The sequence below is a fragment of the Streptomyces sp. TRD_SC_5 genome (assembly GCF_056836825.1).
The window spans coordinates 1,867,794-1,888,464 of the sequence record NZ_JBWZZS010000001.1 but is presented as its reverse complement, the minus strand read 5'-3'; the positions used below and the strand labels follow the sequence as shown (position 1 = coordinate 1,888,464).

Annotated in this window: 19 protein-coding genes; 10 read left to right on the top strand and 9 right to left on the bottom strand. The window is 72.2% G+C overall.

Annotated elements, in window-relative coordinates; genetic code table 11:
• The first annotated feature begins 35 nt into the window (after positions 1–35).
• The 4 genes from pelF to AC1P0E_RS08670 are packed head-to-tail and all read left to right on the top strand — an operon-like array spanning position 36 to position 4,645.
• Positions 36–1,574, top strand: a complete 1,539-nt coding sequence (gene pelF, locus AC1P0E_RS08685) for a GT4 family glycosyltransferase PelF (RefSeq protein WP_482741578.1) — start codon at positions 36–38, stop codon at positions 1,572–1,574.
• Positions 1,574–3,205 carry a hypothetical protein gene (locus tag AC1P0E_RS08680; RefSeq protein ID WP_482741577.1) on the top strand — a complete coding sequence of 544 codons (1,632 nt, stop codon included), beginning with the start codon at positions 1,574–1,576 and terminating at the stop codon, positions 3,203–3,205. The genes pelF and AC1P0E_RS08680 overlap by 1 nt, the downstream gene beginning before the upstream one ends.
• A 10-nt stretch (positions 3,206–3,215) precedes the next feature.
• Complete coding sequence (locus AC1P0E_RS08675) at positions 3,216–3,851, top strand: spherulation-specific family 4 protein (RefSeq protein WP_482741576.1); 636 nt, start codon at positions 3,216–3,218, stop codon at positions 3,849–3,851.
• A complete protein-coding gene (locus AC1P0E_RS08670; RefSeq protein WP_482741575.1) occupies positions 3,848–4,645 on the top strand; it encodes an endo alpha-1,4 polygalactosaminidase in 798 nt (265 codons plus the stop codon). Before AC1P0E_RS08675 ends, AC1P0E_RS08670 begins: the two co-directional genes overlap by 4 nt.
• Positions 4,646–4,651: 6 nt before the next feature.
• On the opposite strand, the gene AC1P0E_RS08665 is transcribed toward AC1P0E_RS08670, so the two are convergent.
• Together AC1P0E_RS08665 and AC1P0E_RS08660 are read right to left on the bottom strand one after the other, a co-directional pair.
• The gene (locus tag AC1P0E_RS08665) at positions 4,652–7,282 is read right to left on the bottom strand and encodes a type 1 periplasmic-binding domain-containing protein (protein WP_482741574.1); all 2,631 of its coding nucleotides are present in this window, start codon (positions 7,280–7,282) and stop codon (positions 4,652–4,654) included.
• A 90-nt stretch (positions 7,283–7,372) separates the two neighbouring features.
• On the bottom strand, positions 7,373–8,155 hold the full coding sequence (locus AC1P0E_RS08660; protein ID WP_482741573.1) for an adenosylcobinamide-GDP ribazoletransferase: 783 nt from the start codon (positions 8,153–8,155) through the stop codon (positions 7,373–7,375).
• A gap of 77 nt (positions 8,156–8,232) precedes the next feature.
• Between AC1P0E_RS08660 and AC1P0E_RS08655 the strand changes: the two genes are divergently transcribed.
• Positions 8,233–8,997 (top strand): hypothetical protein, encoded by a 765-nt coding sequence (locus AC1P0E_RS08655; RefSeq protein ID WP_482741572.1) that lies wholly within the window; start codon positions 8,233–8,235, stop codon positions 8,995–8,997.
• Here the strand turns inward: AC1P0E_RS08655 and AC1P0E_RS08650 are convergent.
• The 4 genes from AC1P0E_RS08650 to AC1P0E_RS08635 form a co-directional block, all read right to left on the bottom strand.
• A complete protein-coding gene (locus tag AC1P0E_RS08650) occupies positions 8,937–9,626 on the bottom strand; it encodes a hypothetical protein (protein WP_482741571.1) in 690 nt (229 codons plus the stop codon). The genes AC1P0E_RS08655 and AC1P0E_RS08650 overlap by 61 nt on opposite strands.
• Positions 9,623–11,410, bottom strand: a complete 1,788-nt coding sequence (locus AC1P0E_RS08645) for a phosphatidylglycerol lysyltransferase domain-containing protein (RefSeq protein WP_482741570.1) — start codon at positions 11,408–11,410, stop codon at positions 9,623–9,625. Before AC1P0E_RS08645 ends, AC1P0E_RS08650 begins: the two co-directional genes overlap by 4 nt.
• Positions 11,411–11,485: 75 nt before the next feature.
• Positions 11,486–12,583 (bottom strand): nicotinate-nucleotide--dimethylbenzimidazole phosphoribosyltransferase, encoded by a 1,098-nt coding sequence (gene cobT / locus AC1P0E_RS08640; protein ID WP_482741569.1) that lies wholly within the window; start codon positions 12,581–12,583, stop codon positions 11,486–11,488.
• Between the two features lie 187 nt (positions 12,584–12,770).
• Positions 12,771–13,970 (bottom strand): bifunctional adenosylcobinamide kinase/adenosylcobinamide-phosphate guanylyltransferase, encoded by a 1,200-nt coding sequence (locus AC1P0E_RS08635; protein WP_482741568.1) that lies wholly within the window; start codon positions 13,968–13,970, stop codon positions 12,771–12,773.
• Between the two features lie 99 nt (positions 13,971–14,069).
• Here AC1P0E_RS08635 and AC1P0E_RS08630 point away from each other — a divergent pair, with 99 nt between their 5' ends.
• Positions 14,070–14,279 (top strand): hypothetical protein, encoded by a 210-nt coding sequence (locus AC1P0E_RS08630; RefSeq protein WP_482741567.1) that lies wholly within the window; start codon positions 14,070–14,072, stop codon positions 14,277–14,279.
• An 85-nt stretch (positions 14,280–14,364) separates the two neighbouring features.
• On the opposite strand, the gene AC1P0E_RS08625 is transcribed toward AC1P0E_RS08630, so the two are convergent.
• From AC1P0E_RS08625 to AC1P0E_RS08615, 3 genes are all read right to left on the bottom strand, one after another.
• Positions 14,365–15,456: a S1C family serine protease gene (locus AC1P0E_RS08625; protein WP_482741566.1), complete on the bottom strand. Its 1,092-nt coding sequence runs from the start codon at positions 15,454–15,456 to the stop codon at positions 14,365–14,367.
• 88 nt (positions 15,457–15,544) lie between these two features.
• Complete coding sequence (locus AC1P0E_RS08620) at positions 15,545–16,294, bottom strand: class I SAM-dependent methyltransferase (RefSeq protein ID WP_482741565.1); 750 nt, start codon at positions 16,292–16,294, stop codon at positions 15,545–15,547.
• 71 nt (positions 16,295–16,365) lie between these two features.
• A complete protein-coding gene (locus AC1P0E_RS08615; RefSeq protein ID WP_482741564.1) occupies positions 16,366–16,965 on the bottom strand; it encodes a DUF3043 domain-containing protein in 600 nt (199 codons plus the stop codon).
• Positions 16,966–17,215: 250 nt separating this feature from the next.
• Here AC1P0E_RS08615 and AC1P0E_RS08610 point away from each other — a divergent pair, with 250 nt between their 5' ends.
• From AC1P0E_RS08610 to AC1P0E_RS08595, 4 genes are all read left to right on the top strand, one after another.
• Positions 17,216–18,004: a PspA/IM30 family protein gene (locus AC1P0E_RS08610; protein WP_482741563.1), complete on the top strand. Its 789-nt coding sequence runs from the start codon at positions 17,216–17,218 to the stop codon at positions 18,002–18,004.
• A gap of 31 nt (positions 18,005–18,035) precedes the next feature.
• The gene (gene pspAA / locus AC1P0E_RS08605) at positions 18,036–18,341 is read left to right on the top strand and encodes a PspA-associated protein PspAA (RefSeq protein WP_482741562.1); all 306 of its coding nucleotides are present in this window, start codon (positions 18,036–18,038) and stop codon (positions 18,339–18,341) included.
• Positions 18,342–18,569: 228 nt separating this feature from the next.
• Positions 18,570–19,826: a sensor histidine kinase gene (locus tag AC1P0E_RS08600; RefSeq protein WP_482741561.1), complete on the top strand. Its 1,257-nt coding sequence runs from the start codon at positions 18,570–18,572 to the stop codon at positions 19,824–19,826.
• Positions 19,823–20,524, top strand: coding sequence for a response regulator (locus AC1P0E_RS08595; protein WP_482741560.1), 702 nt, complete (start codon positions 19,823–19,825; stop codon positions 20,522–20,524). The genes AC1P0E_RS08600 and AC1P0E_RS08595 overlap by 4 nt, the downstream gene beginning before the upstream one ends.
• Positions 20,525–20,671: the final 147 nt, after the last annotated feature.

Sequence of the window (20,671 nt, the reverse complement as noted above, 5' to 3'; positions counted from 1 at the left end):
ACCTGGCACCGCACTCGTCCTGGGGGGACACGAACATGAGCCGCGGGCTCCACGTCAGCATGCTCACCGAAGGCACCTATCCGCACGTCCAGGGGGGCGTCAGCACCTGGTGCGACCAGCTCGTCCGGGGCATGCCCGACGTCGACTTCCACGTCGTCTCGCTCACCGGCGGCGACCGCGAGCCCGTCACCTGGGAGCTGCCGGGCAACGTCTACCGGCACACGACGGTCCCACTGTGGGGAGGGGACGCGGCGTTACGAGGTGTACGACGTGGCCCGCGCCCCCTCTTCGGCCGCGAACGCCGCCGCTTTCTCGCCTCGTACGAACGCTTCCTGCTCGCCGTACTCGACCCGGAGGCCGGCTGCGACTTCGGCCATGAGCTGTACGAGCTGGCAACGCTCTCCCGCGCGGGGCGGCTGACCCCCGCCCTGCGCTCGGAGGCGGCCCTGCGGACCCTGACCAGGGTCTGGACCATGCGGCACCTGGCGACGGCCCCCGCCGGACCGACGCTCCACGACGCGCTCACCGCCACCGACCTGCTGGAACACCTGCTGCGGCCGCTGGCCGCCCGCATACCCGCCGACAGCATCGCGCACGCCGTCAGCAGCGGGCTCGCCACCCTCCCCGCGCTCACCGCCAAGCACTTCGACGGCGCGCCCTTCCTCCTCACCGAACACGGCATCTACCTGCGCGAGCGCTACCTCGGCTACCGCACGGCCGCCCAGCGCTGGCCGGTCAAGGCACTGCTGCTCGGCTTCTACCGCGAGCTCAACTCGCTCGGCTACCGGGAGGCCGACCTGATCACGCCCTGCAACCAGTACAACCGCCGCTGGGAGGAGCGGGGCGGCGCCCCGGCCGAGCGCATCCGCACCGTCTACAACGGCGTCGACCCGCACCTCTTCCCGCACGCGGGCCCCGAACCGGCGACCCCCACCCTCACCTGGGCGGGCCGCATCGACCCGATCAAGGACCTGGAGACGCTGGTACGGGCCTACGCGCTCGCCCGCGCCCAGTTGCCGGAGCTGCGGCTGCGGCTCTTCGGCGGCGTGCCGGACGGCGGCGAGGAGTACCGCACGAAGCTGGAGAAGCTGGCGGCCGAGCTCGGCGTCACCGACGGCATCACCTACGAAGGGCGCATATCGGATGTGGCGCGCGCCTATGGGGCGGGGCACATCGTGATGCTCTCCAGCATCAGCGAAGGCTTCCCCTTCAGCATCCTCGAAGCGATGTCGTGCGGCCGGACGACGGTGTCGACGGACGTGGGCGGCGTACGGGAAGCCGTCGGCGACACGGGGGTCGTGGTGCCGCCGCGCGAACCCGGGGCGATGGCGCGGGCGGTGCTGGCGCTGATGGCGGACGACGCCCGGCGGACCGAACTGGGCCGGCTCGCACGGCAGCGGGTGATCGACCTCTTCACGCTGCGCCGCTCGGTCGAAGGCTTCCGTGAGATCTACGGGGAACTGGGCGGCGAACCGGAGCCGGCCTTCCTGACGGCCGCTGTTCCTCCTGCCGACTGGACGACGGAACTCAGGGACCCCTGGTGGAGTGACCTGTCGACGCACGGCGCGGCGTGATGAGCGGCCCGCTGTGGACGGACGCGACGGCACGGCGCGACACGCTGCCGCGCATACCGAGGCAGCGGCCGAGCTGGGCGGCGGACCCGCTGCACGAACTGGCGGACCGGCTCGGGGAGTTGATATCGGCGGCCGTACACCCCGACGAGATCGCCGCGATCCTCGAATCCGACGGCATGACGGACGACCACATCCGGCTGACGTACGGCCGCGACAACTCCTTCGCCCTGGCCGAGGACCTGTTCGCGCGCGTGCCCCGGGCCTACCCGGAACCGGAGGCGCCGCCCGCGTCCGGCGGCCCCTGGCGCATCGGTCTCGCCGGATGCCTGCTGCGCGGCCTGGTGTTCGCGCTGCCGGGACTCGCCTACGTCCTGGGGGCGCCGTTCCTGGCAGGCGCCGCTGGGGACGGGCGCGGCCTGCCCCCAGGGACGGAGGTCCTGCTCGCGGGCACGCTCACCGGCTGGGCGTGGAACCAGGCGCTGGCCCACCGCGCGTACGCCTGGCTCGGCCTCGGCGACCGCCCGTCGGCGGCCCGCGCCCTGCTCGTCGGGGCCCCGGCGGGCGCCCTGCTGGGCACGGCGGTCGCGTTCACCGTCGCGGGGCCGGGGGAGGGCGGGGCGGTGGCGTTCGCCGCGGCCCAGGCGCTGTACCAGGGCGCGGCGACGGCACTGCTGGTCCTGGCCCGCGAACGCCTGCTGCTGTACGCCCTGGCCCCGATGGCACTGGGCGCGCTGCTGACGCTGGCGCACGAGGTCCCCTCCCCGGCACGGGCGGCGCTGCTGCTCGCGTCGGGGCCGGCGGTCCTGACGCTGGCGACCCGCGAGGTGCTGCGGGCCGGGACTTTCTGTTCGAACCCCCGGGCCACTTCGGCCCCTCGGGCGTTCGGAGTGCGGGGACCGGGGCGGAGCCCCCACGCGGCGGAGCCGCGAAGTGTCACCGCGGGAAGGGGCGGGCCGGGGAAAGAAGCCGTCCGCGCCGCGCCCGGCTCGGGATCCCGGGCCCCCGGCCGGGCAGGTGGCGAACCGTCAGGCGTGCCGTGCGGGCCGTCCCTGCTGCGATCCGTGCCGTACGGGGTCTTCGGGCTCGCGACCGGTGTGCTCGTGCTGCACGCCGTGCTCCAGAACGCGCTCGCCTCAGCCGCCTCCGGCGTCGTCGCGGCCCCCGGCGCCGTCGCCCTCACGCTCAGCATGGGGCCCGCCGAGTGGCTCCTGTACCGGTTCCGCCGCCGGTGCGACGCCGGGCTGCGGGGCAGCACCACCCCCCAGGCATTCCGGCGTGCCGCCACCGTCACCCTCGCCCAGTGCCTCGGCGCGTACCTCGCCGTACTGCTCGCCCTTCTTGCCGCGACGACCCTGCTGTGGCTCGGCGCGCCCGTACCCGACGCGAGCCGGGCGACCGGCCTGCTGCTCACCGGTGTCATGCTGTGGACGGGGCTGCTGCTCCAGGCGTTCGGCGCGGTGGCCGTCGCGGCGACCGTCTGCGCGGTGGCCGCGCTCCTCCAGACGGCGGCCCTCTTCGCGGGCCCGGCCGTCGCCGGCACCGCCGCGCTCGCCGTCCCCTGCCTCGCGTCCGCCACGCTGGCCGCCCTCGTCTGCGTACTGCTCGGTCGCGCGACGGCCCACCGTCATTGAGGATGCACACGTGAAGAACCTGCTCGTGCCCTTCTACGAGCACCCCGCCGAACGCCCGGACGCCTGGGAGGCCGTCATCCGGGCGGCCCCCCGGCTGTACGGCGTCGTCCTCAACCCCGACAGCGGCCCGGGCGCCGCGCCCGACCCCGCCTTCGCCGCCGTTTCGTCGCGCCTGCGCGCGGCGGGCGTACGCGTCCTCGGTTACGCCGACACGGACTACGCGCAGCGCCCGCACGCCGCGGTGGTGCGGGACCTGCTGCGCCACCGCGACTGGTACGGCGCGGACGGGGCGTTCCTGGACCAGGTGGCGGCAGGACCGGACGCGCTGCCCCACTACCGGCGTCTCGCCGTCTCCGCGCGCACGGCGGGCGCGGCCACGCTCGTGCTCAACCACGGCGTCCACCCCGACCCCGGCTACATCGAGCTGGCCGACGTCCTCGTCACGTTCGAGGGCACCTGGGACACCTACCGCGGCGCCCCGGACGCCCCGCCCTGGACAGCGGCGTACGCCCACTGCCGTTTCTGCCATCTCGTGTACGCCGCGCCGCCCGCCGCCGCGTTCACCGCCGCCGTCGGTTGCGCCGTACCGGGCGAAGCACCGCACCCGTGGGGGACCTTGCCGCACGACCTGGAGCCGGCCCGGTGAAGCATAAGAGCGCACTCCTCCTGCTGCTTCCGCTGCTGCTGCTCGCGGGCTGCACGGGCGGCCCTCCCGCACCGGACGATCCCGAGCCGAGCGCCCGCTGGCAGCCGGAGCCCGGCCTCGCCTGGCAGTGGCAGCTCAGCGGCAGGCTCGACCCGGCCGTCGACGTACCGGTGTACGACATCGACGGCTTCGACCATCCCGCCTCCGCCGTCGCCGGCCTGCACCGCCGCGGCCGCAAGGTCATCTGCTACCTCTCGACCGGCGCGTGGGAGGACTTCAGGCCGGACGCAGGCGAGTTCCCGAAATCCGTACTGGGCCGGGGCAACGGCTGGAAGGGCGAGCGCTGGCTCGACATCCGCCGTACCGACGTCCTGGAGCCCCTGATGGCCCACCGCATGGACATGTGCCGCGACAAGGGCTTCGACGCGGTCGAGCCCGACAACATGGACGGCTACCGCAACCGCACCGGCTTCCCGCTCACCGCCGCCCACCAGCTCCGCTACAACCGCCTGATCGCCCGCCTCGCCCACGACCGGGGTCTGGCCGTCGGCCTCAAGAACGACCTCGACCAGATCCCGGAGCTCGTGGGGGACTTCGACTTCGCGGTCAACGAGCAGTGCGCGGAGTTCGACGAGTGCGCGAAGCTCACGCCGTTCATCGAGGCCGGCAAGGCGGTCTTCCATGTGGAGTACGAGCTTGCGACGAGCCGCTTCTGCCCCGAGGCGCGCAAGCTGCGGCTCAGCTCGATGCTGAAGAAGTACGAGCTGGGGGTGTGGCGCGAACCCTGCGAGTGACCGCGCCTACTCGTCCTGTGGGCAGTCGTACGACGTACCGCCCTGCTGCCACTCCTTCCCGGCGTCGATGTTCTTCCCGGAGTCCCCGCACATCAGCACCGGCGCCGAGCCGTCCTTCCCGTGATGCAGGACGGTCAGCAGCTTGTTGAGCGGCCGCTGGAGCGAGCCCGCCGCGAACCGCAGCCGGCCGCTGGCCCCCTCCAGGTCGAACGAACCGCTGTTGACGATCTGCTGGACGTTGGGCCGCGTCAGTTCCACACCCGCCGCGTTCGCCTGACTCGTGGCCTGGGCGAGCACCTGCACCGCGTCGTGGGCGAGCGCGGCGTGCCCGTCGTTCAGCCACAGATCGGACCCGGTGAATTTCTCCGTGTACGCGTCGTTGAACGCCTTGGCCGTCGCGCTGCGGTCCGGATGACCGGCGGGCAGCATATGAGCCGTGTGATAGAGGTGCAGCCACGACTTCCCGACGAATCCGCCGGAGAGCGCGGCATTGGTGAGTTCGTTTCCGCCCATCACGGTGAGGTCCTTGTTGGCGCACTTGCTCAGGCTCTGGTACGTCTCCAGGAAATTGTCGAATTCCCTTACCCGCGAGGTCCAGTAGACCAGTGTCTTCTTCTTTCCCGCGACCCTGCTGCACACGGCCTCGGCCACCTCGGACATGCTGAACTTCATGTCGAGGTCGGACTCGGTCGGTACGACGACTCCGCTGTTTCCGCCGGGGATGTAGCCGATACGGCTGCCGGCCGAGCGGAAGTCCTTGGCGAACTCCTTGCCCAGTTCGTCGCTGTACACATCGGTCGGATCGGTCACCACGGCGACGCTCTCGGCGGGCGCGCAGGAATCCTCTCCCGTACGCACCGTGTTGGCCCTCTTCACGAACTCCGCCACGACCCGCGCTTCCCGCCTGTTGTTCGGCGCGGCGCCGTGGTAATAACGCCCGACCTCCATGGCTTTCGCCGTGGCCGTGGAGCTCACAATGGGAATACGGGCCGAATTGAGGACACGCAGTGCGGCGACCGTTTCCTTACGGCTCTCGGTGAATCCCGTGACGCCGATGAGGTGCTGGTCCTTTTGCGCCTCGCGGACGATCTCGGCCGCCACCTCGCGGGCGTTCTTGAACTGCACTCCGGCGTCGTACGTCTTGATCCGCACCCAGATCCCGTTGTCGTTCGCGGGCGCCAGCCGGTGCAGCGACTGCTGGGCCAGGGCCAGCCCGCGCAGCTCGGGGATGGCCCCGCCGGACCGCCGCTCGGCCTCGTTCGGCGCCATGGAGGCCCGGACGTGGGCGATGGTCACGGTCCGCTCCGGCTTCCCCTCGGTTTCGGCGATCTTGTTCTGCTCGGCGATCATTTCGAGCGCGCCGGCGTACTGGGCGGGAAGCGCGGGCCGCTCCGCCCTGGACTGCCGTACATAGTCCGACCCGGTGAGGCACTGCGTGTAGGAGTCGCGTATGGGGCTGGGCAGGAACCCGAACTGCCCGGTGAGCCATAGGGCGACGGCGAGCGCCCCCGCTTCGAGGGCCAGCTCCCCGCCGGGCCGCAGCCGCACCCACGGCGTCCAGACGGGCAGCACGGTGACGCTGCGGCTGCCCGGCTCCGGGCGCGTGAGCCGTACCTCGTAGGGCGTCGGGATCGCACCCTTGGCGGGGTCGAGCCGGCGCGCCGCCTCCTCCAGGGTGCCGCCGCCCGCCGCCGCGTCGTCCGTGTCCGGCAGCGCGGCGATCACCACCGTGGCGGCGTTGGGACTCGGCCGCTGCAGGGCGCCGTACAGCTCGACGAAGCCGGCGACGGCCGCGCTGCCTCCGTCGCCGCCGCCTGCCCCGGGCCGCGTGCCGTTGAGCAGCAGCGCGTGGCGCGGGCGGCGGCGCCTGCGGCCCGGGTGGAACAGGCCCTGGCGCGCGTGGCCGTACAGGTCGGTCATCAGGGCCGCGAGGAGCAGCCCGTCCCACCGATCGGTGTCTCCGGGGCCGCTGCCGTCCCGGGCTGCCGCCTCCCATGTCCGGTTGAACTCGTCGAGCGCCGCGGCGTACGTACGCTTGCCGCGGTAGTTCTCCGGCCACAGCAGGCGGTAGCGCCTGCGCCGCGCGAGACGCCATTCCCAGCGGCGCTCCCAGAGCTTCAGGTAGACCCGTTCCGCCACCGACCAGACGGAGCGGAGCGGGACGGTCATGAACCCCGCATTGATCGTCGGGCCCGTGGTGTCCCTGGCCGGCAGTACGGCGGTCACCCGGCCCCGGTGCCTGGCGAACACCCGGTCCGCCAGCTGCGCGTCGGTTCCCGCCCCGTTGCCGGCTACGTGCTGGAGCAGGTCGTACGCGGGCAGCCGCAGTCTGCCCGCCTCGTCGGGAGCGTTCTTCTTCAGTTCCTCGGCGATTCTCGCGATCAGCTCGGTCCTGGAGCCGCCGCGCCAGTCGACATGGGCGTACGGCGTGCACGGCACCGTGCCCCGCGCCCTCGACGAGCGCTGGAGGCCCAGCTCCAGGGCGCCCAGGGCTTGCTGCGCCTCCTCCACGCCGGTGCGCAGCACGACGGGCGGATGCTTGGGGCCGCGTTTCGACAGCCGTGACCGGCAGCGCACCGCCTTGCGGTAGGCCTCAGTGAATTCGCTGCTGTGGTCCCAGCCAGGAAACTCCGGCATCTTCTGTCTCCCCCGACAGCCGTGGGGGAAGAGCGTGCACCTTGCGGTGACGGGCAGTCAACTACTTTGACTCACAGTGCCGTTATTCCGTCACCCGAGCACCAGTACCACCAGCGCGGCCGTCGCCGCGGTCTCCGCCAGCCCGCCGAAGACGTCGCCCGTGACACCGCCGAAGCGGCGCACACAGTGGCGCAGCAGCACCTGCGCGGCGGCGAGTGCGGCCAGTACCGAAGCGGCGTAACGCAGGGCGGCGTACGGACCGAAAAGCGCACCCGCCACGCCCGCGCCGGCGCCGGCCGCCAGGACCGTGACAGCCACCGCGATCCGTATCGGCACCGTGCCCGCGACCGCAGCGCCGAGCCCCTCGGGACGGGCCGGGGGGACGCCCGTACGGGAAGCGAGGGTCAGGGCGAGGCGGGCGGCGACGGCCGAGACGGCGGCGCCGGCCGCACCGTGCGCCCACCCGGCGGCGTACAGCTCATGGAGAGCGGCGACCTGGGTGAGCAGCACGAACAGCAGTGTGATGACGCCGAACGGGCCGATGTCCGACTGCTTCATGATGCGCAGCGCCTCTTCGGCCGGTTTGCCGCTGCCCAGGCCGTCCGCCGTGTCGGCGAGACCGTCCAGGTGCAGGCCCCGGGTGAGGGCGGCGGGCACGGCCGCGCTCGCCACGGCGGCGAGCAGCGGCCCCGAGCCGAGCAGCAGGAGTACGCCGCCGGCGGCTGCCGCGCACAGGCCCACCGCGAGCCCGGCGAGGGGAGCGCAGAGCATCCCGGCGCGCGCCGCCTCGCGGTCCCACCGGGTCACGCGTACGGGAAGCACGGTGAGCGTGCCGAAGGCGAAACGTATGCCGTCGCTGAGGAGAGAGGTCACGGCGCGCACGCTAGTCGCCGACGGCGGCCGGTAAGTTGCGCACAACGCCCAAAAGCATACAGAGGGGACCGAGTGGCATGGGTCACTGGTGGTATCGCAACATCCTCGAGCCGGGAAAGCTCCCCCTGCTCCTGGCCCTGCTCTCCTTCATCTTCACGTTCGCCATCACCCGCACCATCACAAGGCTGATCCGGGCGGGCCGCGGCCCCTTCAGGAACATCTCACCCGGCGGTCTGCACATTCACCACGTGGTCCCCGGCGTGATCCTGATGACGATCGGCGGTTTCGGGGCGGTGGCCACCGGCGCGCACAGCGTCAGTTCGGCGCTGTGCGCGGTGATCTTCGGAACCGGTGCGGGGCTGGTCCTCGACGAGTTCGCACTGGTCCTGCATCTCGACGACGTCTACTGGAGCGAACAGGGCCGCCAGAGCGTGGAGATCGTGGTCGTGACCGCCACCCTGGTGGTACTGGTCCTCATCGGATCCGTCCCGTTCGGAGTCGACCAGCTGTCGCCGGAGGAGCGGCAGAGCCGCGCCGCACTCATCCTGAACGTGTTCCTCAACTTCTTCCTGGCGCTGGTGGCGGTCAGCAAGGGGAAACTTCTCACCGCGCTCTTCGGCACGGTCGTACCCGTCGTCGCGCTCGTCGGCGCGATCCGGCTGGCCAAGCCCGGCTCCCCGTGGGCCAGGCACCTCTACCGCCGGCGCCCGAAGACCCGCGCCCGGGCAGCGCTGCGCATCTGGCACCACGACCGCCGCTGGTCGGGGCTCAACCGACGGATTCAGGACCTGATCGGCGGGACGCCCACGCCCGAACTGGCGCCGTCGCGCGACGAGAAGTGAGCGAGCACGCAGAGCACCAGCACCGCGGCGATCGCCGCCAGGTGCTCCTTGCCCGCGAGGTTGTTCTTGACGCACACCTCGACGACCATCGCGACGATCACCAGGCCCCCCGTCCAGTACGCCCCGTACCGCCGGCACACATAGACGGCGAGGCCGACGACCGCCGCCGAGGGCCCGGTGTCGACGACCTGCGCGTCGGAGGCGGGCAGCCCGAGCGGGCTGCCGGGGCCGAGCGCGATGCCGGCCCGCGCGTAGAGCGTCCCGGCGAGCGTCGCGACGTACGCGACGACCAGCGTGCGCGGCCGCCCGAGACAGATCTCGGCGATGCCGAAGACGATCAGGACCTGCGCGAGCGCGCCCCACACCGGCAGGTCGAGCGCGGGCACGAACAGCGACAGCGGCGTGCGCAGCAGCGCGAGCCACAGCGGGTCGTCGGCGCGCACGAAGCCGAGGTCGTGGACGGGGCCGTAGCCCCAGGACTGGTTCTGTACGGCGTGGAGGAGCGCCGTGAGGCAGACCGCCCCGAGCGTCAGCGGGACGGCCCGCCACTTCCGGGTGACGAGTGCGGTCCGTACGTCGGCGTACAGCGGACCCCACTCGCGGCGCGCGAAGCGCCGCAGGGCCGTCACCGTCTCGTCTCCAGGTGCTTGCGGTGCATCCACCCGGGCAGGCCGGGCGCTTCGAGGAAGCCCTCGGCGCGGGCCGACGCGAGGCCGATGCGCAGCAGGTCGGAGCTCTTCTCGAACAACATGAACCGGGGCTCCCAGATCGGCCGGTACTTGGCGTTGGCGCGGTACAGCGACTCGATCTGCCACCAGCGCGAGAAGAAGCTGAGCAGTGAACGCCACATCCTCAGTACCGGCCCCGCGCCGAGCTTCGAGCCACGTTCGAAGACCGACCTGAACATCGCGAAGTTCAGTGAGACCTGCGTGATCCCGATCTCCTTGGCGGACTGGAGCAGCTCGATGACCATGAACTCCATCAGGCCGTTCTCGGAGTCGCGGTCCCGCCGCATCAGATCCAGCGACAGGCCGTGCGGCCCCCACGGCACGAAGCTCAGTACGGCCCTGAGCTCCCCCTCCCCGTCCGTGCATTCGAGCATGACGCACCGCCCGTCCGCCGGGTCACCGAGGCGTCCGAGCGCCATCGAGAAGCCGCGCTCGGTCTCCCCGTCGCGCCAGTCGTCCGCCTTGCGCAGCAGCTCCGCCATCTCGCCGTCTGGGATGTCCTCGTGGCGGCGGATACGGACCGTATAGCCGGCCCGCTTCACCCGGTTGTAGGCCTGGCGCACGGTCCGCATCGCGCGCCCCTCCAGCGTGAACTCGTCGATCTCGACGATCGCCTCGTCGCCCAGTTCCAGCGCGTCGAGGCCGTGCCGGGCGTAGACCGTGCCGCCTTCCTCGCTCGCGCCCATCACAGCGGGAATCCAGCCGTGCTCGCGCGCTTGTGCCAGCCACGGCTCGATCGCGCCCGGCCAGGCCTCCGGGTCGCCGATCGGGTCTCCGGACGCGAGCGATACGCCGCCGACGACGCGGTAGGTGACGGCGGCCTTGCCGGTGGGGGACCAGACGGCGCTCTTCTCGCGGCGCAGCGCGAAGTAACCGAGGGAGTCGCGCTCGCCGAACTTCTCGAGGAGGGCGCGGAGTCCGGTCTCGTCCTCCTCGGTGATCGGGTCGACGGTCCTGCGGGAGCGGAAGGCGGCGTACAGCACACCGAGGAGCAGCAGCGTGCTCATGACGTTGATGGTGACGTTGACCCAGCCGGGCGTGGTGATGCCCTGGAAGCGGGCGTCCTCGGGGGCCAGTGACACCAGCCGCATCACGCCGTGACGCCAGCGGTCCAGGAACGAGGACCGGTCGTCGTCGGGCGCGGTGTTGCTGACCGTGACGAGGAGCGCGGCGATCAGCGAGGTGACGAGCAGCCCGCCGAGGGCGACGACGGCGGCCAGCGCGGGATTCGAGCGGTCACCCTTGGCGTAGAACTCGCGCCGGCCGAGCAGCAGGGCCAGGACGAAGGCGGCGGTCAGGATCAGGGAGACCCAGTTCTGCCAGTACTGGCGGACGTCGGGGAAGAGCATCGCGAGGGCGAAGAGGAGCAGGAAGAGCCCGCCCAGTACGAAGTTGAGGATCCAGGCGGCGCGTTTGCGGCGGCGCATGGTGATCGCCAGGAAGAGCGTGAAGGCGCCGGATGCGAAGCCCGCGGTCAGCAGGTAGGGCGTGAAGTAGTCGTCGGTGTTGTGGCGACGCAGGTCCTGGCCGAGCGAAACCCAGACGGCGCTCAGGAAGTTGACGAACGTGACGAGGCGCAGATACCAGACGGCGAACGCCGCGCTGCGGCGCGCGCGGGGGGTGCTGCGCCTGTTCGTCGGGCTCGTTCGGTTCGTTCCTTCGGTGGCCAAGCGGACTTCTCCCATGAAAAGCGATCATATGGGGCATCGCGGCGCGGGGAGTGCGCGTCCGCGGCCGGTGGTCGCCGGCCGCACACGCGGTCAGTCCGTCGCGCTGCCGACGGCCGCGTCGGCCGCCTTCTCGCCCTCGTCCGACGTCCGCTCGGGCAGGTCCGCCGCGAGTGCGGCGGCAGCCTGTACGAGGGGAAGCGCGAGCAATGCCCCCGTTCCTTCCCCGACAGTGACGCCGTGATCGAGCAGAGGGTTGAGTGCCATCCGGTCCAGCGCCTTCGCCTGCCCCGGCTCGCCGCTCACCTGGCCCGCGAGCCACCAGTCGGGCGCCCGGAAAGCGGCGCGCTGGCCCACCAGGGCGCAGGCGGCGGACACCACGCCGTCGAGGATCACCGGCGTACGCCGGACAGCGCACTGGAGGAGGAATCCGGTCATCGCGGCGAGGTCGGCGCCGCCGACGGTCGCCAGCAGCTCCAGCTGGTCGCCGAGGACCGGCCGGGCCCGCCGCAGGGCGTCGCGGATGGCGGCGCACTTGTGCATCCACGCCAGGTCGTCGATGTGGGCCCCGCCGCGGCCGGTGACGACGGAGGCGTCCGTGCCGCACAGGGCGGCGATGAGGGTGGCGGCGGCGGTAGTACCGCCGACGCTCAGATCGCCGAGTACGACGAGGTCGGTCCCGGAGTCGGCCTCTTCGTCCGCGACCGCCATGCCGAGCCGCACGGCCTGCTCGGCCTCGTCGAGCGTGAGCGCGTCTTCGACGTCGATGCGCCCGCAGCCGCGGCGCACGCGATGGCGTACGACGTCCTCGGGGAGCAGCTCCGGGTCGCAGTCGAGCCCCGCGTCGACGATCCGTACGGTCGCGCCGGCACGGCGGGCGAGCACGGCGACGGGGCTCTCGCCGTCCAGCACGGAACGCACAAGCCGGTGGGCGCCACCGGCGGGCCGTGCGGAGACGCCCAGCTCGGCCACGCCGTGATCACCGGCGAAGAGGACCACGCGGGGCCGCTCGATGGGCTTGACCCGTACGGACGCCTGCGCGGCCGACAGCCACTCACCCAGCTCGTCGAGCCGGCCGAGGGCGCCGGGCGGCACGATCAGCCGCTCCCGGCGTTCTTCGGCGTCGCGCCGGACGCCGCCGTCGGGGCGTTCGATCAGGTCGGAGAAGTCGTCGAGGTTAAGCGAGCTCATTCGCCGAACAGTACCGGCACGGCGACTGACGCCCAGTCAGCGGTGGGGCTCCCTGCGGGGCTGTTCCCCTACCGTCCAGCCCGTCCGGCGTTTGAGGACCACGGCCGGAGGGCGTCCGGGGGCTGAGGCCTGCCCCCATGCGGTGGAGGCGCAAAGTGCCACAGCGGGAAGGGCGGGCGGCTCCCGCTCAGCCCCGCAGCACCATCACCTGCCCCGCCACCACCATCAGCACCTGCTCGCACTCGCCCGCGAACGCCGCGTTCAGCCGCCCCAGCTCGTCCCGGAACCGGCGCCCGCTCGCCGTGGCCGGTACCACCCCCGAGCCGACCTCGTTGCTCACCGCCACCACCGTCCGCCGCGTCGCCCGCACCGCCGCGATCAGCTCCGCCGTCCGTTCCCCCAGCGCCCGCCGCCCGTCCGACGCCCACTTCGCGTCGTCCCACGCCCCGACCCGGTCCATCGCGTCGGTCAGCCACAGCGCCAGGCAGTCGATCAGCACCGGCGGCCCGTCCTGGGCCAGCAGCGGAGCCAGCTCGCACGTTTCCTCCGTACGCCACGCGCCCGGCCTGCGCTCCCGGTGCAGGCCCACCCGCTGCGCCCACTCCGCGTCGTCGTCCCGGGTGCCGCTCGTGGCGACGTACACCACCTCCGGAAACGTCTCCAGCCGTCGCTCGGCCTCCACCGACTTGCCCGACCGCGCCCCGCCCAGCACCAGCGTCCTGCGCGGCACGTCCGGCACCGCGTGGTACTCGCCGACGATCACCGTCGTCCCGTCCGGCACCGCCCGCGCGCCCGCCGCCGCCAGCCGCCGCTCCAGTTCGGGCCCCTGCGGCACGTCGTGATCGAGGTGTACGGCGATGACGTCCGTGGTCGCACCGACCGCTCCCGCCGCCCGCAGCCGTGCCAGCGTGTCCGGCCGGCCCGTGATGTCGGCGACGACCATGTCGTACGTGTGGCCGTTGACGCTCTCCCCGGCGGGCGCGCTGCCCGGCGGCAGATACAGCAGCCGCTCGCCCTCCGGGGAGATCACCTCGTACCCCGTGCCGGGCGAGTCCATCGGCACGGCCCGCACCCGGTGCCCGCTGATCAGCGTCAGCTCCCGCCCGTCCGGCACCCGCCCGGCCGCCGGCAGTCCGGCCGGCAGTTCCATCGGCGGCCCGTCGTGCGGATGCGTCAGCAGCACCTGCCGTACGGCGGTGAGCGAGTGCCCGGCGCGGGCGGCGGCCGGCGCCGCCCCCGGCGTCAGATCGAGCAGCAGCGCGCCGTCCACGAGCAGCGCGGTCGCCGCCCGGGCGAGAGGGCCGCGGGCGGTGGCGCACGAGGCGCAGGGGCAGTCGGGGCGGGGCAGGCCGGCCGGGGCCCCGGTGCCGAGGAGAGTCAGTTCCACGAGGAGATCCTCCCGCGTCCCCGCCGGTGATGCGCGCCCGGCTACGCTGCGGGGCAGGCTGTGCTGGACAAAAGCACGGGTGGGACCCGGGAGGCGAACATGGCGTGGACGTGGCGGTTCGAGAAGGCCGACGGTACGGAGGTCCAGCCGGCGGTGGTGCCGGAGGAGTTCACCACGCAGGGCGACGCGGAGTCGTGGATCGGCGAGGTCTGGAAGGACCTGGTCGAGGGCGGCGCCGACCAGGTGGTGCTCTCCGACGACGGCACGAAGATCTACGGCCCGATGAGCCTGCACGCGGAAGAGGCCTGACGGTCTGAACATGTGTCCTCGGCCGCCGGACGGGCTCCGCGTCGAATCCGTCCGGCGGCCGAGGACAGCAGTAGGCCCAAGGAACCTAGATCTCGCCGAGCGTGACCTCCGCCGTGTGCCTGTCGCCGCCCCGCAGGTAGGTCACCCGCACCTTGTCGCCCGGCTTGTGCGAGGCCAGCGCCTCCGCCAGTGAGGTGATCGTGGTGATCGAGGCGCCGTCGAGCTCCGTGATGACGTCCCCGGCCCGCACACCGGACCGCGCCGCCGCGCCGTCCTCCTCGGCCGAGACGACGGCGACGCCGGACGGTTCGAAGTCGTCGCCCACGACCGTGCGGGCCGTGATGTCGAGCGCCGCCCGCCCGGAGTCCGTGACCCGGCCGTCCCGCACGATCTGGTTGGCGATCGTCCTGACCATCGAGGCCGGGATCGCGAACCCGATTCCCGGCGCCGCGCCGCCGCCCATCTCCGGGTCGGTGGCCGCCAGGGTCGGGATGCCGATGACCTCGCTGTCGAGGTTGACCAGCGCCCCGCCGCTGTTGCCCGGGTTGATCGCCGCCGAGGTCTGCACCATGTTCGCGATGGTCGCGCCCGTACCGCCGCCCGAACGTCCCTCGCTCACGGTCCTGCCGACCGCCGAGACGATGCCCTGCGTGACGCTGCTGGAAAGGCCCAGCGGGCTGCCCATGGCCAGGACGATCTGCCCCACCTCGACCCGCGAGGAGTCCGCGAACCTCGCGGGCCTCAGGCCGTCGGGGACGCTGTCCAGCTTGATGACGGCGAGGTCCTGCTCCAGGTAGGCGGCGACGAGCCGCCCGGCGAGCGTGGCGCCGCCCGTGGCCGCCGTGACCTTGAAGTCGCGCTCGCTGCCGACCACGTGGGCGTTGGTGACGACATGGCCGTCGTCGTCGTAGACGACGCCCGAGCCCAGGCTGTCGGACGCGTCGATCTGGACCACCGAGGGCAGCACGTCCCGGATCACCTGCTGGTACTCGCTCTCCAGGTCCTGCCGCGCCACCGGCGCACCCGCCTCCGCGGTGGCCCTGGGCGACGCGGACACCGCTCCGGAGCCGGAGCACCCGCTCAGACAGGCCAGCACGACCGCGCAGGCCGCGGCGGTCATGGGCAGCGGAAGCCGACGGCGCGCACGGCCGTGGTCACGTGAACGTGATCCATCCATGCCTGGAGTGTCCCTTTCGGGGAATTCCAGTGCCCGTGGAGAAGGTCCATCGGTGGAGCGGATGGGAAAGACGTGTGGCGTGGGCTGTTCAGCCCCGCACGCCGCACAGGTGCAGCAGGGCCGCGACCTGCCGGTAGGGGTCGGTCCGACCCGCCCGGTCCTCCAGGGTGAGGATCCGCTCCAGCTCCTCCGCCGGAAGCCGCGACGCGTCGTTGGCCTCGTCCTCGTCCTCGACGTTGTCGGTGAACACCCGCACGCCGTACCACGCGTGCAGGGGCGCGGCGATCCCGGCGAGGGTCGAGGTCAGGGCGCAGAGACGGTCGGCGCGCACCCGCAGACCGAGCCGGCTGGTGTACGAGTCCGAGTCGAACGCGGCGAGCGCCCCGGCCCAGTTCCCGCCGAGCCCGGGCCGCATCGCGAGCGCGTCGGCGTTCCGTACGAGCAGGGACAGCAGTCCGCCGGGTGCCAGCATCCGGGCGAGGCCCGCCACCATGGCGTCGGGCTCCTCGACGTACATCAGCACGCCGTGGCACAGGACCACGTCGAAGCTGCCGGGCAGGAAGTGCACCCCGGTGTCCAGGCCGTCGCCCTCGACCAGGCGCACCCGCTCGCGGATGCCCTCGGGCTCACCGGCGAGCGCGTCGCGTGCCGCGACCAGCATGTCGGGGTCGGACTCCAGGCCGGTCACCTTGTGACCGGCCCGGGCCAGGCGCAGGGCCTGGGTGCCCTGGCCCATGCCGACGTCGAGCACGGCGAGCCGCCGGCCCACCGGGAAGCGGGCCGATATCTGCTCGTCGAGCTGGCGCGCGACCAGTTCCTGGCGAACGGTGTCGCGCAAGGTGCCGACGCCCTTCAGCCAGTCGGCCGCCGCACCGTCGAACCGGGAGATACCCGTCGGATCATCCGCGCTCAGGGCCGTTCCCCGCGCTTGACCTGGGGCTTCGGCAGGCGCAGACGGCGCATCTGGAGCGTACGCATCAGGCCGTAGGCGACGGCGCCGCGCTTCGGCTCGTTCGGGAAGCGCTCGTTCAGCTGCTTCTTGAGCCGGATGACCAGGCCGATCGAGTCGATGACGATCATCACGATCACGCCGAGCCACAGCAGCAGCGCGATGTTCTGGATGTTGCTGATGCGGATCATGCTCAGGACGAGGATCACCACCGCGAGCGGCAGGAAGAACTCGGCCACGCAGAAGCGGGAGTCGACGAAGTCGCGCACGAAGCGGCGGACGGGGCCCTTGTCGCGGGCCGGCAGATAGCGCTCGTCTCCGCTCGCCAGTGCCTGCCGCTGCCTTGCCAGGTCCGCACGGCGGGCCTCGCGCTGACGCTTCATCGCCTCCTTGCGGTTCGACGGAGCCGCCGCCCCGTTGCGGCGCTGCGACTGTGCGACAGCGCGCTTCGGGGTGGGGCGGCCCTTCGGGGCCTGCGGATCACGGGACGCTTTGGAGAGGTCCACCTGCACCTTGTCGGTGGGGGCCTTCTCTTCCTTGGAGGAACGGCTACGGAACACAAAGCCCAAGGGTACGGGGTACGGCGCATGGACCCCAGTCCGGAGGGGAACGATCCCGCAACGGTCGGTTTCCCTGACCGTCACCTACTCCCTGGGCTGGAGCCCGGCGGACGTCAGTCGTCCTGGAGGAGGAGCGCATCGGCCCGCGAACAGTGCGGTAATAGATGCAGGGCCCGTAGTGTGGGTTCAAGTGCTGGAGCTGGTTCCGTAGTCCGTCAGAAGGGGGCGCGCGAAGCCCATGAGCGGTGTCATGAAGCGTATGGGGATGATCTTCCGCGCGAAGGCAAACAAGGCCCTTGACCGGGCCGAGGATCCGCGCGAGACCCTCGATTACTCGTACCAGAAACAGCTGGAGCTGCTTCAGAAGGTACGCCGCGGTGTCGCCGACGTGGCGACGTCGCGCAAGCGGCTCGAACTGCAGCTGAACCAGCTGCAGGGGCAGTCCTCCAAGCTGGAGGACCAGGGCCGCAAGGCGCTCGCGCTCGGCCGGGAGGACCTCGCCCGCGAGGCGCTGTCCCGTCGTGCCGCGTTGCAGCAGCAGGTCACCGACCTGGAGACGCAGCACCAGACGCTCCAGGGCGAGGAGGAGAAGCTGACGCTGGCCGCGCAGCGCCTCCAGGCCAAGGTCGACGCCTTCCGTACGAAGAAGGAGACCATCAAGGCCACGTACACCGCCGCGCAGGCGCAGACCCGGATCGGCGAGGCCTTCTCGGGCATCTCCGAGGAGATGGGCGACGTCGGCCTGGCGATCCAGCGGGCCGAGGACAAGACCGCGCAGCTGCAGGCGCGGGCGGGCGCGATCGACGAGCTGCTGGCCTCCGGCGCCCTGGACGACCAGTCCGGGACGGCGAAGGACGACATCGCCGCCGAGCTGGACCGCATCTCCGGTGGTACAGATGTAGAGCTGGAACTGCAGCGCATGAAGGCCGAGCTGGCGGGCGGCCCGTCGGCGCAGCAGCAGGCGCTCGAAGGCGGCTCGCGGGACGGCGAGCAGCAGTCGCAGTCGCAGACCCAGCCTTCCAAGTTCGACAAGCAGTAGGCCGGCCGCTCACTGGGCGAAGGAGCACGTCGTGATCGTACGGATCATGGGGGAGGGCCAGGTGAAGGTGGCCGACAGCCACTTCGCCGAACTCAACAAGCTGGACGACGAACTGCTCGCCGAAATGGAGAGCGGCGACGAATCCGGCTTCCGGCGCACGCTCGGTGCGCTCCTCGAAGCGGTACGCCGCCTCGGGGAGCCGCTGGCGGACGAGTCCCTCGAACCGTCCGAGCTGATCCTCCCGGCCGAGGACGCGACGCTGGACGAGGTCCGCGAGATGCTGTCCGACGACGGCTTGATCCCGGCAGACCCCGGAACGATGCGCCCTCCCGACTGACCCCCGTCACTTCCAGCCCGTCCGGCGTTTGAGGACCGGGGTCCGGGGCGGAGCCCGGGTTCGGGAAGGGGCGGGTCGGGGAAGGCCCCGCTCAGCGGCCGCACCCGCGCCCCCGCTCCCGCACCGGCCCGCGCCGCTCCCGCACAGGCGCCCGGCTCGCCCCGCACCGGCCCGCGCCCGCCCCGTACCGGCGCCGTGTCGCGCCCGTACGCCGTACCGTTACGGGCTATGACTGCCCTCGGTACGGGATTCACCCGCTCCCGGTGCTGGCTCACCGCACACCCCCTCGCCCTGGACGCCGCGATCGCCCTGGCCGTCCTGGTGACGATGGTGATCGGCTCCTTCGCCGACCCGCACGGCGGCCCCAACGGCCCCACCTTCGGCACCCGGACCCCGGGCACGCTCAGCCTCGTCCTGATGGTGCTCGCCTCCGCCGCCCTGGTCTTCCGCCGCCGCAAGGCCATGGCCGTACTCGCCTTCACCGGTGTGGTCACCATCGTCGAGCTCGTCGCGGGCGACCCGCCGTCCCCCGTCGCCATGAGCGCCGTCGTCGCGCTCTACACGGTCGCCTCCCGCACCGACCGCCCCACCACCTGGCGCGTCGGCCTGCTGACGATGACCGGCCTGACCGCCGCCGCGATGTGCTTCGGCAGCGGCCCCTGGTACTCCCAGGAGAACCTCGGGATCTTCGCCTGGACCGGCATCGGGGCGAGCGCCGGAGACGCCGTACGCAGCCGCCGCGCGTTCGTCGACGCCATCCGCGAACGCGCCGAACGCGCCGAACGCACCCGCGAGGAAGAGGCCCGCCGCCGCGTCGCGGAGGAGCGGCTGCGCATCGCCCGCGACCTCCACGACGTCGTGGCCCACCACATCGCGCTGGTCAACGTCCAGGCGGGCGTCGCGGCCCACGTCATGGACAAGCGCCCCGACCAGGCCAAGGAAGCCCTGGCGCACGTTCGGGAGGCCAGCCGCTCCGCGCTGAACGAACTGCGCGCCACCGTCGGCCTGCTCCGCCAGTCCGGCGACCCCGAGGCCCCGACCGAACCCGCTCCCGGGCTCGCCGTCCTCGACCAGCTCCTTGACACCTTCCGGAACGCGGGGCTCCCGGTGGAGGTGGCCAGGCCCGACAAGGGAGTGGCCGCACCGCTGCCCGCCGCCGTCGACCTCGCGGCGTACCGGATCATCCAGGAAGCCCTGACCAACGTCCAGAAGCACGCGGGCGCCCACGCCAGGGCCGAGGTCAGCGTGGTCCGGGTCGGTTCGTCCGCCGAAGTCACCGTGATCGACAACGGCACGGGGAAGGACAGCGCCGCAGCCGGCCCCGAAGCCGACGGCGGCGGCCACGGCCTCACCGGCATGCGCGAGCGCGTCACCGCCCTCGGCGGGACCCTGACCACAGGGCCCCGCTACGGCGGCGGCTTCCGCGTACATGCGATCCTGCCGTTCAAGGCGCGCACGGGGGAGCGAACGGTGGAGAACGCATGACGACGGCCACGACCAGCATCAGAGTGCTGCTCGCCGACGACCAGGCCCTGCTGCGCAGCGCCTTCCGGGTCCTGGTGGACTCCGAGCCCGACATGGAGGTCGTCGGCGAGGCGGCGGACGGCGCCGAGGCCGTCGAGCTCGCCCGGGCTCTGCGCGCCGACGTCGTCCTGATGGACATCCGCATGCCGGGTACGGACGGCCTCGCCGCCACCCGCATGATCAGCGAAGACCCCGAACTGTCCGCCGTACGCGTCGTGATGCTGACGACCTTCGAGGTCGACGAGTACGTCGTCCAGTCCCTGCGCGCCGGCGCCTCCGGCTTCCTCGGCAAGGGCGCGGAGCCCGACGAGCTGCTCAACGCCATCCGCATCGCCGCGGCCGGAGAGGCGCTGCTCTCGCCCGTGGCGACCAAGGGGCTGATCGCCAAATTCCTCGCGCAGGGCGGCAGTTCGGACGACGACGAAGCCGCGGCAGCCCGCACCGAGCGGCTCTCGGCGCTCACCGCGCGCGAGCGCGAGGTTCTCGTCCAGGTCGCCGGCGGCCACTCCAACGACGAGATCGCCGAGCAGCTCGTCGTCAGCCCGCTCACCGTCAAGACCCACGTCAACAGGGCGATGGCGAAGCTCGGCGCCCGCGATCGCGCCCAATTGGTGGTAATCGCGTACGAATCGGGCCTCGTACGGCCAAGGGTGGAGTGAAGGTGTAGCGGCCACTACTCCGCCTGCGGTATGCGCCGCATAAGAAAGGGACCTGGGAGCGAGGAATCGCCCTCTTCGAATGGCTGATCGTATAAACGGGCCGCCGTGCCAACAGGCGTCGTCGTGCCCGCCTGCCTCGCACGCCAC

What these genes read in the sequence shown, in the direction of transcription:
- pelF (WP_482741578.1), top strand. Translation starts at nt 36, where the DNA reads ATGAGCCGCGGGCTCCACGTCAGCATGCTCACCGAAGGCACCTATCCG.
- AC1P0E_RS08680 (WP_482741577.1), top strand. Translation starts at nt 1,574, where the DNA reads ATGAGCGGCCCGCTGTGGACGGACGCGACGGCACGGCGCGACACGCTG.
- AC1P0E_RS08665 (WP_482741574.1), bottom strand. Translation starts at nt 7,282, where the DNA reads ATGCCGGAGTTTCCTGGCTGGGACCACAGCAGCGAATTCACTGAGGCC.
- AC1P0E_RS08655 (WP_482741572.1), top strand. Translation starts at nt 8,233, where the DNA reads ATGGGTCACTGGTGGTATCGCAACATCCTCGAGCCGGGAAAGCTCCCC.
- AC1P0E_RS08645 (WP_482741570.1), bottom strand. Translation starts at nt 11,410, where the DNA reads ATGGGAGAAGTCCGCTTGGCCACCGAAGGAACGAACCGAACGAGCCCG.
- cobT (WP_482741569.1), bottom strand. Translation starts at nt 12,583, where the DNA reads ATGAGCTCGCTTAACCTCGACGACTTCTCCGACCTGATCGAACGCCCC.
- AC1P0E_RS08630 (WP_482741567.1), top strand. Translation starts at nt 14,070, where the DNA reads ATGGCGTGGACGTGGCGGTTCGAGAAGGCCGACGGTACGGAGGTCCAG.
- AC1P0E_RS08625 (WP_482741566.1), bottom strand. Translation starts at nt 15,456, where the DNA reads ATGGATGGATCACGTTCACGTGACCACGGCCGTGCGCGCCGTCGGCTT.
- AC1P0E_RS08610 (WP_482741563.1), top strand. Translation starts at nt 17,216, where the DNA reads ATGAAGCGTATGGGGATGATCTTCCGCGCGAAGGCAAACAAGGCCCTT.
- AC1P0E_RS08600 (WP_482741561.1), top strand. Translation starts at nt 18,570, where the DNA reads ATGACTGCCCTCGGTACGGGATTCACCCGCTCCCGGTGCTGGCTCACC.
- AC1P0E_RS08595 (WP_482741560.1), top strand. Translation starts at nt 19,823, where the DNA reads ATGACGACGGCCACGACCAGCATCAGAGTGCTGCTCGCCGACGACCAG.